At 63.4% G+C, this 13,308-nt stretch carries 10 protein-coding genes and 2 tRNA genes; all 12 read left to right on the top strand.

Annotation, left to right across the window (positions count from 1 at the left end; translation table 11 throughout):
• The 12 genes from nuoI (at position 1) to rbfA (ending at position 13,288) form a co-directional block, all read left to right on the top strand.
• Positions 1-489, top strand: a complete 489-nt coding sequence (nuoI, locus tag ABE434_RS05395; RefSeq protein ID WP_121038409.1) for an NADH-quinone oxidoreductase subunit NuoI — start codon at positions 1-3, stop codon at positions 487-489.
• Between the two features lie 9 nt (positions 490-498).
• Entirely contained in the window at positions 499-1,155 is a 657-nt protein-coding gene (locus ABE434_RS05400) for an NADH-quinone oxidoreductase subunit J (RefSeq protein ID WP_346478105.1), read from the top strand.
• Positions 1,152-1,457 carry an NADH-quinone oxidoreductase subunit NuoK gene (nuoK, locus tag ABE434_RS05405; protein WP_019182685.1) on the top strand — a complete coding sequence of 102 codons (306 nt, stop codon included), beginning with the start codon at positions 1,152-1,154 and terminating at the stop codon, positions 1,455-1,457. The genes ABE434_RS05400 and nuoK overlap by 4 nt, the downstream gene beginning before the upstream one ends.
• A 7-nt stretch (positions 1,458-1,464) precedes the next feature.
• Positions 1,465-3,669: an NADH-quinone oxidoreductase subunit L gene (gene nuoL, locus ABE434_RS05410; RefSeq protein WP_346478106.1), complete on the top strand. Its 2,205-nt coding sequence runs from the start codon at positions 1,465-1,467 to the stop codon at positions 3,667-3,669.
• A gap of 23 nt (positions 3,670-3,692) precedes the next feature.
• Positions 3,693-5,201, top strand: coding sequence for an NADH-quinone oxidoreductase subunit M (locus ABE434_RS05415; RefSeq protein WP_019182687.1), 1,509 nt, complete (start codon positions 3,693-3,695; stop codon positions 5,199-5,201).
• A gap of 36 nt (positions 5,202-5,237) precedes the next feature.
• Positions 5,238-6,698, top strand: coding sequence for an NADH-quinone oxidoreductase subunit NuoN (gene nuoN, locus ABE434_RS05420; RefSeq protein ID WP_176989302.1), 1,461 nt, complete (start codon positions 5,238-5,240; stop codon positions 6,696-6,698).
• A gap of 126 nt (positions 6,699-6,824) precedes the next feature.
• A tRNA-Met gene (locus ABE434_RS05425) sits at positions 6,825-6,901 on the top strand.
• 193 nt (positions 6,902-7,094) lie between these two features.
• A tRNA-Met gene (locus ABE434_RS05430) sits at positions 7,095-7,171 on the top strand.
• A gap of 768 nt (positions 7,172-7,939) precedes the next feature.
• On the top strand, positions 7,940-8,530 hold the full coding sequence (rimP, locus tag ABE434_RS05435) for a ribosome maturation factor RimP (RefSeq protein ID WP_176989303.1): 591 nt from the start codon (positions 7,940-7,942) through the stop codon (positions 8,528-8,530).
• A 4-nt stretch (positions 8,531-8,534) separates the two neighbouring features.
• On the top strand, positions 8,535-10,046 hold the full coding sequence (nusA, locus tag ABE434_RS05440) for a transcription termination factor NusA (protein WP_176989304.1): 1,512 nt from the start codon (positions 8,535-8,537) through the stop codon (positions 10,044-10,046).
• Between the two features lie 95 nt (positions 10,047-10,141).
• Positions 10,142-12,784, top strand: a complete 2,643-nt coding sequence (infB, locus tag ABE434_RS05445) for a translation initiation factor IF-2 (protein WP_346478107.1) — start codon at positions 10,142-10,144, stop codon at positions 12,782-12,784.
• 75 nt (positions 12,785-12,859) lie between these two features.
• Positions 12,860-13,288, top strand: a complete 429-nt coding sequence (gene rbfA, locus ABE434_RS05450) for a 30S ribosome-binding factor RbfA (RefSeq protein ID WP_176989306.1) — start codon at positions 12,860-12,862, stop codon at positions 13,286-13,288.
• Positions 13,289-13,308 lie beyond the last annotated feature (20 nt).

Consider the following 13,308-nt stretch of genomic DNA (forward strand, 5'->3'; position numbering starts at 1 on the left):
ATGAACCGAATTACCCATTACTTCAAAAGCCTGCTGCTCCTTGAGCTGCTCGGTGGTCTGTGGCTGACCCTGAAGTACGCCTTCAAGCCGAAGTACACGATGATGTACCCGATGGAGAAGTTCCCGCAGTCGCCGCGTTTCCGCGGTCTGCATGCACTTCGCCGCTACCCCAACGGCGAGGAACGCTGCATCGCATGCAAATTGTGCGAAGCGGTGTGCCCGGCGCTGGCGATCACCATCGATTCGGCCAAGCGCGAGGACGGCACCCGCCGTACCACCCGTTACGACATCGATCTGTTCAAGTGCATCTTCTGCGGCTTCTGTGAAGAAAGCTGCCCGGTGGACTCGATCGTCGAGACCCACATTCTCGAGTACCACTTCGAGAACCGTGGCGAGAACATCGTTACCAAGCCGCAGCTGCTGGCCATCGGTGATCGGCTTGAAGCCGAGATCGCCGAGCGTCGCGCCGCCGATGCCGCTTTCCGCTGAGGTCGAATGATGGATTGGGTAAATATCAGTTTCTGGGTCTTCTCCATCGTGGCGGGCATTTCCGCCGCGGCGGTGATCAGCGTGCGCAATCCGGTCTATGCCGTGTTGTGCCTGATCCTGACCTTCTTCTCCGTGGCCTGCATCTGGATCCTGGTCGGCGCCGAGTTCCTCGGTGTCGCGCTGGTGCTGGTCTACGTCGGCGCGGTCATGGTGCTGTTCCTGTTCGTGGTGATGATGCTGGACATCGATCCCTCCAACCTGCGTGAGGGCTGGGTGCGTTACCTGCCGCTCGGCCTGGTGGTGGCGGTGACGATGCTCGTGCAGATGCTGGTGCTGATCGGCGTGAAGGGCAGGGCGGTCAATCCGTTCCCGGCCGACAACGCTGCCGCGCTGGCGGCCGACACCTCCAACATCACCTGGCTGGCCCGCAGCCTGTTCACCGAATACCTGCTGCCGTTCGAGTTCGCCGCCGTCATCCTGACCGTGGCCGTGGTTGCTGCCGTGATGCTGACCCTGCGTCGCCGCACCGGCCTGAAGACCCAGAACCCGTCCGAGCAGACCATGGTGAAGGCACACGATCGCCTGCGCGTGGTCAAGATGGACGTCGAGAAGCCGGTCGTGCACACCAACATCAAGCCGTCCAGCAACGAGGAGGCGCAGCCATGATCACTCTTGGCCACATTCTGGCGCTGGGCGCGGTGCTGTTCTGCATCAGCCTCGCCGGCATCTTCCTCAACCGCAAGAACATCATCGTGCTGTTGATGTCCATCGAGTTGATGCTGCTGTCGGTCAACATCAATTTCGTCGGGTTCTCGCGTGAGATGGGTGATACGGCCGGACAGCTGTTCGTCTTCTTCATTCTGACCGTGGCCGCGGCCGAGGCCGCCATCGGCCTCGCGATCCTGGTAACCCTGTTCCGTACTCGCCGCACCATCAATGTCGGCGAAGTCGATTCGCTGAAGGGCTGATCCGTAGATGGAAATCACTCTCTCCAAGAGTCTGTTGATCGCAGTGGTGCTCGCACCGCTGTTCGGCAGCATCATCGCCGGCCTGTTCGGTCGTCAGGTCGGTCGCGCTGGCGCGCAGGCGGTCACCATCCTCGGCGTGGCGGTCAGCTGCGTGCTGTCCAGCTACGTGCTGTACATGCTGCTGTGGGGCGGCGCCCAGCCGTTCAACCAGAACATCTATACGTTCTTCGAAGTGGGCCAGTACTCGGCGCACGTCGGCTTCATGGTCGACAAGCTGACCGCGATGATGATGGTCGTGGTGACCTTCGTGTCCTTCCTGGTGCACGTGTACACCATCGGCTACATGCAGGATGACCCGGGCTACCAGCGGTTCTTCAGCTACATCTCGCTGTTCACCTTCTCGATGCTCACCCTGGTGATGAGCAACAACTTCCTGCAGCTGTTCTTCGGCTGGGAAGCGGTGGGCCTCGTCTCGTACCTGCTGATCGGCTTCTGGTTCAAGCGCCCGACCGCCATCTTCGCCAACATGAAGGCCTTCCTGGTCAACCGTGTCGGTGACTTCGGCTTCATCCTCGGCATCGCCGGCGTGTTGTGGGTGTTCGGCACCCTCGATTACGCCACCGTGTTCGCCAATGCCCAGGTGCTGGGCCACCCGGATGCGGTGATCCAGATCTGGTCGGGCACGATCGACCTGTTCGGGACCTCCATCCCGGTGATGAGCGAGCCGGTGATCTGGTCGGTCGCCACCGTGATCTGCATCTGCCTGTTCATTGGTGCGATGGGCAAGTCGGCCCAGGTGCCGCTGCACGTCTGGCTGCCGGACTCGATGGAAGGCCCGACCCCGATCTCGGCGCTGATCCACGCGGCGACCATGGTCACCGCGGGCATCTTCATGGTCACCCGCATGTCGCCGCTGTTCGAGCTGTCGCAGACCGCGCTGAACTTCGTGCTGTTCATCGGTGCCACCACCGCGTTCTTCACTGGCCTGATCGGCATCGTGCAGAACGACATCAAGCGCGTCGTCGCGTACTCCACGCTGTCCCAGCTGGGTTACATGACCGTCGCCCTGGGCGTGTCCGCGTACTCGGCGGCCGTGTTCCACCTGATGACCCACGCCTTCTTCAAGGCGCTGCTGTTCCTCGGCGCGGGCTCGGTGATCATCGCCATGCACCACGAGCAGGACATGCGGAAGATGGGCGGCCTGCGCAAGTACATGCCGATCACCTTCGTCACCATGTGGATCGGTACGCTGGCCCTGGTCGGTACGCCGTTCTTCTCCGGCTTCTACTCGAAGGACACCATCATCGAGGCTGCCAAGCACCACGCCGAGATTTCCTCCAACTGGGTGGCCACCTATGGCTACTGGGCGGTGCTCGGTGGCGTGATCGTGACCAGCTTCTACAGCTTCCGCCTGCTGTTCCTGACCTTCCATGGCAAGGAGCGCTTCCGCGATGCGCATGACGACCACGCGCATGGCCATGATGATCATCATGCCGACGCGCATGGCGCCGATGCACATGCTGCCGACGCTCACCACGGCGACGCGCATCATGACGACCACGGCCATGGTCACGGCCCGCATGAACCGCATGAAACCTCGTGGGTGGTCACCCTGCCGCTGATCCTGCTGGCGATTCCCTCGATCTTCATCGGTTACTTCAGCATCGGCCCGATGCTGTACGGCACCGACTGGAAGGGCACCCACGCCGAGCACGCGATCCCGGGACAGGTGCATTCGTTCTTCACCGGCATCGTTGATTTCTACGTCCCGGCGCGAGACACCATCGGTGCGCTGGCCGGTGAGTTCCATGGCCCGCTGGGCTTTGTCGGTCACGCCATGAAGGGCCCTGCGGTATGGCTGACCTTGGCAGGCTTCCTGCTGGCGGCGCTGTTCTACCTGTGGAAGCCGGAGCTGGCCGGCAAGGCCCGCAAGACCTTCGCGCCGATCGTGTCGGTGCTGGAGAACAAGTACGGCTTCGACAAGCTCTGGATCGGCGGTTTCGCCGGCGGCGGTATCAAGCTCGGCAAGGTTTCGCGCGCGATCGACACGAATGTGGTCGATGGTGTGGTGGTCAACGGTTCGGCGCGCCTGATCGATCTGGCGGCCAACCTGCTGCGTCGCACCCAATCCGGTTTCCTCTATCACTACGCCTTCGCGATGATCATCGGCCTGATTGCCCTCCTGGGCGTCCTGATGCATTACCTGCGTTGATGACCTGTACGGAATAAGAAGACGTGTCGAACTGGCCCCTACTTAGTGTTCTCATCTGGCTGCCGATCATCGGCGGTGCATTGATCCTTGCCATCCGGGATGCCCAAACCGCCCGGTGGGCGTCCCTGGGCGTCGCGGTGCTGACCTTCGTGGCCAGCCTGTCGCTGCTCAGCGGCTATGACACGGGAATCGACGCGCTGCAGTTCGTCGAGACCCGCGCCTGGATCCCCGCCTACGACATCGGCTACAACCTCGGCGTCGACGGCATCGCGATCGCGCTGATCCTGCTGACCACCCTGGTCTCGGTGCTGGCCCTGATCGGTGCCTGGAGCGCGATCGACAAGCGCGTGAACCAGTACGTGGCCGCCTTCCTGATCCTGGAAGGCGTCACCGTCGGTATCTTCTCGGCGACGGACGCGATGCTGTTCTACGTGTTCTTCGAAGCGATGCTGATCCCGATGTTCCTGATCATCGGTGTCTGGGGCGGCCCGCGTCGCATCTACGCCGCGTTGAAGTTCTTCCTGTACACCTTCCTCGGCTCGGTGCTGATGCTGGTGGCCCTGATCTACCTGTACCTGAAGGGCGGCAGCTTCCAGCTGGCCGACCTGTACCAGCTGCAGCTGTCGGGCAAGGAACAGACGTGGATCTTCTTCGCCTTCCTGATCGCCTTCGCGGTCAAGGTGCCGATGTTCCCGGTCCACACCTGGCTGCCGGACGCCCACGTGGAAGCGCCGACCGCCGGTTCGGTGATCCTGGCGGCAATCGCCCTGAAGATCGGTGGCTACGGCTTCCTGCGCTTCAACCTGCCGATCGTGCCGGACGCCTCGCACGAGTGGGCCTGGCTGGTGATCGCGCTGTCGCTGGTGGCGGTGATCTACGTCGGCCTGGTCGCCCTGGTGCAGGACGACATGAAGAAGCTGATCGCCTATTCGTCGATCGCGCACATGGGCTTCGTGACCCTGGGTACCTTCATCGCCATGTGGCTGGTGCGTGACGCCGGCAACCCGGACGCGGCCCGCCTGGGTCTGCAGGGTGCGATGGTGCAGATGGTCTCGCACGGCTTCGTGTCCGGCGCGATGTTCTCCTGCGTCGGCGTGCTCTACGACCGCATGCACAGCCGCCGCATCGCCGATTACGGCGGCGTGGTGAACGTGATGCCCTGGTTCGCCACCTTCGCCATGCTGTTCTTCATGGCCAATGCCGGCCTGCCGGGTACCAGCGGTTTCGTCGGTGAGTTCATGATCATCATGGCCAGCTTCCAGCGCAATCCGTGGCTGGCACTCGGCGCGGCGAGCACCCTGGTGATCACCGCGGCGTATACGCTGTGGCTGTACAAGCGCGTGTTCTTCGGTGAAGTGGCCAATGCCCATGTCGCCGAACTGAAGGACATCAACGGTCGCGAGTGGCTGGTGTTGGGTGTATTCGCCGTGGGCACCCTTGCCCTGGGCCTGTACCCCAAGCCGCTGACCGACCTGATGGAGCCCTCGATCGCGAAGCTGGCGATGCAGATCGCATCCAGCAAGCTGCTGTAATCGGGCCGTCGAGAGTATTGATTCCAGGATTTGATGATGACCACCTCGCCGCTGTTGCCACTGACCGCCGCTGACCTCCCGCCGCTCGCTCCCGAGCTGGTGCTGGTCGGCAGTGCGTTCGCCCTGTTGATGCTTGATCTTTTCATCAGTGAGAAGAACAAGATCTGGACCCACCTGTTCTCGATCGCTGCGCTGGCGGTCGTGTTCTTCATGCTCGCCACCGGAGTGGGCGGGCAGGGCGAGGTCTTCCACGGCATGTTCGTCCGCGACAACGCGGCCGACGTGATGAAGACCGTGATCGTGCTGTGCAGCGGGCTGACCCTGATCTACGGCTGGAGCTACCTGCGCGAGCGCAAGCTCTACCAGGGTGAGATTCCGGTGCTGATCCTGTTCGCCACCGCGGGCATGATGATCCTGGTCTCGGCCGGCAGCCTGCTGATGGTCTACCTGGGCCTGGAACTGCTGGCCCTGTGCTCCTACGCACTGGTCGCCAGCAACCGTGAGAACGGCCTGGCCTCGGAAGCGGCGATGAAGTACATCGTGCTGGGTTCGCTGGCCTCGGGCCTGCTGCTGTACGGCATGTCGCTGATCTACGGCGCCACCGGCTCGCTGCACCTGGACGCCATCAATGCGGCCATCCCGCACACCGAAGAGAAGATGCTGCTGCTGACCGGCGCGGTGTTCATGATCGCCGGCGTGGCCTTCAAGCTCGGTGCGGCTCCGTTCCACATGTGGCTGCCCGACGTCTACCAGGGTGCCCCGGCACCGGTCGCGCTGTTCATCAGCTCGGCCCCGAAGCTGGCTGCGTTCGGCATGGCCTACCGCCTGCTGGAAATGGGCGTGGGTCCGCTGGCCGACGAGTGGAAGTACCTGATCGGTGGCCTGGCCGCACTGTCGCTGGTGATCGGCAACCTGATGGCGATCGCGCAGACCAACCTCAAGCGCATGCTGGCCTTCTCGACCGTCTCGCACATCGGCTTCCTGCTGATGGGCATGGCCGGGGGTGGCGAGCGGGGTTACTCGGCGGCGCTGTTCTACGCCCTGAGCTACGCGATCATGTCCACCGCGGCGTTCGGTGCGATCATCGCGTTGTCGCGCAATGGCTTTGAAGCCGAGAAGATCGAAGACTTCAAGGGCCTCAATGCCCGCAACCCGTGGATGGCCGGCCTGGTGCTGTGCATCATGGCGTCGCTGGCAGGCATCCCGCCGTTCCTGGGCTTCTGGACCAAGCTGGCCGTGCTCGGCGCGGCGATCCAGGGCGACATGCTGTGGCTGGCCATGGTCGGCGTGATCTGCGCCGTGATCGGCTGCTTCTACTACCTGCGCGTCATCAAGGTCATGTACTTCGATGAGCCGGTGGGCGAGCCGCTGCCGGCCAACAACGACCGCGTGCTGGGCGTGGTGCTGGGCGTGAATGCCCTGGCGCTGCTGGCCCTCGGCGTGGCGTGGAACCCGATCATGGTGTGGTGCCAGCAGGCATTTGCACATATTTCGTAAAAAACGATACAAACGTGCGCAACTCGTGTAATATTCATCTCCTGAGTTGTTGATGCAGCGGTTTCGCCAGAACATCGTTGCGGTAGGTGCCCACCTTTGGTTGGCACGCAACTCATCCGCTTCTGCTGCGGGGTGGAGCAGTCTGGCAGCTCGTCGGGCTCATAACCCGAAGGTCGCAGGTTCAAATCCTGCCCCCGCTACCATATAGCTCCGGTGCAAACCGGAGGCAGTGGACGAATCAAGCGATACCGGAAACGGTGTCGCTTTTTTCGTTCCAGGGTTCGGCTCGCGCTGGTTGTTTGGCGTTGGCGTTGGCGTTGGCCAATGGCTGCCGCACAGCAAATGTTTCAAAGGGGTTGCACGGGATCTCAAACTCCCTTACAATTCCGCTTCTGCTGCGGGGTGGAGCAGTCTGGCAGCTCGTCGGGCTCATAACCCGAAGGTCGCAGGTTCAAATCCTGCCCCCGCTACCACAGAAAATCTGCAGTGCAGATGCAGTAGACGAAAAGGCGATCTCGGCAACGAGGTCGCTTTTTTCGTTATGGCATCGGCATCGGCATCGGCATCGGCATCGGCATCGGCATCGGCATCGGCATCGGCATCGGCATCGGCGCGGCAGTGGAAGGGCGGCGATGGCGGCAGCGGTTGCGGTTGTTGTTGCGCCAAAGATGATCGACGCACGCCCAGGGTCAACGACAGTCTGTCGCTTCGAATGCTGCCCGCTTTTGCTTGTGACCTCAGTGACTGACCAGGCATCTCCGTAGGCAGCGGTGGGGGCAGGTTGGCGGGACCATTGGGGCGACATGGATGTCGCCCATGAGCCCCCATGGACGGGTTCACGGCGCGTCCCGCGGACCTGCCCCCGCCGCTGCCCACGACGAAGGTCACACGCCCGCTTGGCTGTTCAGCTTTCCGAATAGGGACACCAGAAGCCACCCCAACCATTGCACCAGCGCGGTGCAACGGCTATCATCAGTGGCTTAGCGGACTGTCTACTCATATCCCCTCAACGGATATGAACAGGCCCCGCAACCGGCTTCCAGGAACGGCAACCTGTACCCAGGCCGCCGTGACCCCCGGAACGCTGGGCTCGCAGACGCGCACCACGTGCGCATCTGCACCGGAATCCAGCATGACCGGAGTTGTACCGGACAGGGGCCCAACGGGCCCTTTGTTGTTTCCGGAAGGTGGTCCATGCACTGGACCAGACCGTATTTCTTTTCAACGAATCAAGGCCGACTGTGAGCGACAAGGCAACCGAAATCGCGAATCTGCTCGCCCCCACCGTTCAGTCGCTGGGTCTCGAGCTGCTGGGCGTGGAGTATCTGACCGCACCGGGCGGCGCAACGCTGCGCCTGTACATCGACGTGCCGCTGGCCGAACAGCCCGAGCGCATCGTCAACATCGACGACTGCGAGCGCGTCAGCCGCGAAGTGTCCGCCCAGCTGGACGTCGAAGACCCGATCACGGCGAACTACACGCTGGAAGTGTCTTCGCCGGGCGTGGATCGCCCGCTGTTCACCGGCGCGCAGTTCGAGCGCGCCATCGGCGAATCCGCCAAGGTGACGCTGAGCCTGCCGCAGGACGGCCGTCGCCGTCTGCAGGGCGAGATCCTCGCCGTGGATATCGAACAGGGCACCGTGACCTTCAAGGTCGACAATGCTCCGTTCACCGCCGACATCGAGAACATCGACAAGGCACGCATCATGCCGGACTGGGCCGCCCTCGGCCTGGCTCCGACCAAACCGACTGGCCCGGCACCCAAACAGGGTGGCAAGGCGAACAAGAAACCATCCAACGAGCCGGCGGCCAAAAAGCCGCGCGCGGAGTGAGCCAATGAGCAAGGAACTTTTGCTGGTAGTGGATGCGGTCGCCAACGAAAAAGGCGTCCCGCGCGAAGTCATCTTCGATGCCATCGAGGCCGCGTTGGCTTCGGCTGCCAAAAAGCGTTACCCGGAAGAAGAAGTGCTGGCCCGTGTGTCGATCGACCACAAGGACGGCAACTACGAAACCTTCCGCCGCTGGGAAGTGGTGGCCGATGACGTGGTCATGGAGTCTCCGGACCGCCAGATCCGTCTGATGGACGCCATCGATGAAGCCGACGGCGTGGAAGTCGGCGATTTCATCGAAGAGCAGATTGAAAACCCGGACTTCGGCCGTATCGCCGCACAGGCCGCCAAGCAGGTGATCGTCCAGCGCGTGCGCGAGGCCGAGCGTCAGCAGGTGGTCGATGCGTGGAAGGATCGCGTCGGCGAACTGGTCACCGGTGTGGTCAAGCGCGCCGAGCGCGGCAACATCTATGTGGACCTGGGCGGCAACGCCGAGGCCTTCATCCCGAAGGACAAGGGCATTCCGCGCGACGTACTGCGCGCTGGCGACCGCGTGCGCGGTTACCTGGCCGAAGTCCGTTCGGAACCGCGTGGCCCGCAGCTGTTCATCAGCCGCGCCGCCCCGGAATTCATGATCGAACTGTTCAAGCTCGAAGTGCCGGAAGTCGGCCAGGGTCTGGTCGAGATCAAGGCCTGTGCACGTGATCCGGGCGACCGCGCCAAGATCGCCGTGCTGGCCCACGATTCGCGTACCGATCCGATCGGTGCCTGCATCGGCATGCGCGGTTCGCGCGTGCAGGCCGTGTCCAACGAGCTCAATGGCGAGCGCGTGGACATCGTGCTGTGGAACGAGAACCCCGCCAACTTCGTCATCAATGCGATGGCGCCGGCGGAAGTGCAGTCGATCATCGTCGATGAAGAAAAGCACTCGATGGACCTGGCCGTGGCGGAAGAGCGCCTGGCCCAGGCGATCGGCAAGGGCGGCCAGAACGTCCGTCTTGCCAGCCGCCTGACCGGTTGGCAGCTCAATGTGATGACCCAGGACCAGGTGACCGCCAAGTCCGAGGCAGAGCAGACCGTTGCCCGCCAGCTGTTCATGGACAAGCTGGAAGTGGATGAAGAAATCGCCGCCATCCTGGTGACCGAAGGCTTCAACACCGTGGAAGAAATCGCCTACGTCCCGGTCGGCGAACTGCTGGCCGTGGAAGGCTTCGACGAAGACATCGTCGAAGAGCTGCGTGCCCGTGCCCGCGATGCGCTGCTCAACGAAGCGCTGGCGGTGGAAGAAGGTCTGGAAGACGGCTCGCCGTCGGAAGACCTGCTCGCCCTGGAAGGCATGGACGAGGCGACCGCCTACGCCCTGGCCGGTCATGGCGTGCGTACCAGTGAGGACCTGTCGGACCTGGCCGCCGACGAGATCCTCGAGTTCGGCATCGAGGACATGGACCAGGAGCGCGCCGCCGCCCTGATCCTTGCCGCCCGAGCCGAGGAGATCGCCCGCCTGGAGCGCGGCGAATGAGCCAGCGATGAACAGTGCCCTGACCCGCTCAGGGCTTAGACTCCGCGCTGCCTTCGCACGTTTCGAGGGAGCGCCAACCAGATCATAGGATCCGAATGTCGCAGCAAACCACCATCCGCAAGCTTGCCGAACTGGTCAATACCCCGGTCGATAAACTGCTCGTACAACTTGCCGAAGCCGGCATGAAGTTCAGCGGTCCCGACCAGGTCGTGACCAGTACCGAGAAGGTGAAGCTCCTGGGCTTCCTTCGTCGCTCGCACGGCAAGACCGAGCAGCCCGTCGAGAGCACCGACGAAGCCGCCAAGAAGATCACCCTGAACCGTCGCAAGTTGCAGGAAGTGACCGTCAGCGCCGGCCGCAGCAAGACCACCGTCAACGTGGAAGTGCGCCAGAAGCGTACCTACATGAAGGACGCCAGCGGCAAGCCGATGACCGCGGATGAGGAGCGCGCCGACATCCTGCGCAAGCTGGAGGAATCCCGCCAGCGCAATCTGGACGAGCAGCGCGCACTGGCCGAGAAGGACCGTGCGCGCGATGAAGAAATCGCCCGCAAGCGTCAGGAAGAAATCGACGCCAAGGAACGTGCCGAAGCCGAGCGCAAGGCGGCCGAAGCCGCTGCCGAAGCGGCCAAGAACGCACCGCCGGCTCCGGCCCCGGCTGCGGCCAAGCCCGCTGCGGCCGATGCTCCGGCCCGCAATGCGCGTCCGGCCGCACCGTCGGCTGCCCGTCCGGCACCGCGTTCGGACGATCGCAACTCGAACAACAACAACAACCGCCCGGGCGCCAAGCGCGACGACGATGGTGGCAACCGCTTCGCCGGTCAGCTGCATCTGTCGGCCGCCGATCGTGCCCGCCGCGGCAACAACAGCAACTCGCGCGGTCGTCCGACCGGGCGCGTGCAGCACGGCAGCCGCCGTGACAGCAACCAGTCGCGCAGCGGCGGTGGTGCCCATGGCTTCGAACGTCCGGTCGCTCCGATCGTGCGTGACGTGACCATCGGCGACACCATCACCGTCGCCGATCTGGCCCAGAAGCTGGCCGTCAAGGGCGGCGATGTGGTCAAGGCGCTGTTCAAGATGGGGGTCATGGCGACCATCACCCAGACCATCGACCACGATACTGCCGCGCTGGTGACCGAAGAACTCGGCCACAACGTGATCCGTGCCAACACCAACGACGCCGAAGACGCGCTGCTGGCGCTGGCCGGTGGCAACCAGGGCGAGCCGGTGGCACGTCCGCCGGTCGTCACCATCATGGGCCACGTCGATCACGGCAAGACCTCGCTGCTGGATTACATCCGCCGCACCAAGGTCGCCACGGGCGAAGCCGGTGGCATCACCCAGCACATCGGTGCGTACCACGTTGAAACGCCGAAGGGCGTGATCAGCTTCCTGGATACCCCGGGCCACGCGGCGTTTACGTCCATGCGTGCCCGCGGTGCCAAGCTGACCGACATCGTGGTGCTGGTGGTGGCTGCCGACGACGGCGTCATGCCGCAGACCAAGGAAGCCATCCAGCACGCCCGTTCGGCGGGTGTGCCGCTGATCGTGGCGATCAACAAGATCGACAAGTCCGGCGCCGATCCGATGCGCGTCAAGAACGAGCTGCTCACCGAGCAGGTCGTGTCCGAAGACTTCGGTGGCGACACCCAGATGGTCGAAATCTCGGCCAAGGCTGGCCTGGGCATCGACGACCTGCTGGATGCGATCTCGATCCAGGCCGAACTGCTGGAACTGAAGGCCGTGGCCGACGGTCGCGCCACCGGCGTGGTCATCGAGTCCTCGCTGGACAAGGGCCGGGGCCCGATCGCCACCGTGCTGGTGCAGCAGGGTTCGCTGAAGAAGGGCGATTACCTGGTCTGCGGTATCCAGTACGGCCGCGTGCGCGCCCTGTTCGACGAAACCGGCGCACAGCCTGAGCAGGCGGGTCCGTCGATTCCGGTCCAGGTGCTGGGTCTGTCCGGCGTGCCGGATGCTGGCGATGACTTCGTCGTGGTCGAAGACGAGCGTCTGGCCAAGGACGTCGCGCAGCAGCGCGAAACCAAGCGCCGTGAATCGCGCCTGGTGCAGTCTGCCGGCAGCCGCATGGAAGACATCATGGCGACCCTGGGCAAGGGCGATGGCCAGCAGGTGCTGAACCTGGTGATCAAGGCCGATGTGCAGGGTTCGGTGCAGGCGCTGAGCCAGGCACTGGTCGCGCTGTCCAACGACGACATCCGCATCAACGTGATCCACTCCGGCGTGGGCGGCATCACCGAGTCGGACGCCAACTCGGCGGTTGCCTCCAAGGCCACCGTGATCGGCTTCAACGTGCGTGCCGACGCCTCCGCGCGTCGCATCATCGAGTCCAACGGCGTGGACCTGCGTTACTTCTCGATCATCTATGACGTGATCGATCAGGTGAAGCAGGTGGCATCCGGTCTGCTCGGCGTGGAAATCCGCGAAGAGATCATCGGTATCGCCCAGGTCCGCGATGTGTTCCGCAGCTCGAAGTTCGGTGCGGTCGCAGGCTGCATGATCATCGAAGGTACGGTGAAGCGCAGCAAGCCGATCCGCGTCCTGCGCGACAGCGTCGTGGTCTTCGAAGGCGAGCTGGAATCGCTGCGTCGCTTCAAGGAGAACGTCGAGGAAGTCCGCAACGGTACCGAATGCGGTATCGGCGTGAAGGCTTACAACGACGTCAAGCCGGGTGACCAGATCGAGTGCTTCGAGCGTATCGAAGTGCCGCGCACCCTGTAATGTTCCAGGCCGGGCCGCATCACGCGGTCCGGCTTTTTCGCTTACGCATCACCCTTCAAGACGAGTCCGCCTACCGTGCCAAAGACCTTCCATCGAACCGACCGTGTTTCCGCCCAGATCCGCCGCGAACTGGGGACGCTCGTGCACAACGCCGTGCGTGTACACGGCCTGCCTTCGGTGAGCGTCTCGGACGTGGAAATCACCCGTGACATGGCGCATGCCAAGATTTTCGTCACCGCGCTGATGCCCGAACGTTCGGTGGAAGCGATGAAGGGCCTGAAGGAACTGGCCTGGGAATTGCGCATGGAGCTGGCGCGTGCGATGAAGCTGCGCCACGTGCCCGAGCTGCACTTCCACTACGATGATTCGGTGGACCGTGGTGAGCGCATCGACAACATCCTGCGCGACCTGCCCGATACGCTGGCGGCAGAGAAGAGCCGGCAGGGTGATGAAGGCGATGAAGGTGTCGAAGACGACACCGACGAAGGCGAAAAGAAAGTCTGATGGACCAACAGCCCGAAAGG

Source organism: Stenotrophomonas sp. TWI1183, from assembly GCF_039673115.1.
Classification (GTDB): Bacteria; Pseudomonadota; Gammaproteobacteria; order Xanthomonadales; family Xanthomonadaceae; genus Stenotrophomonas; species Stenotrophomonas maltophilia_AA.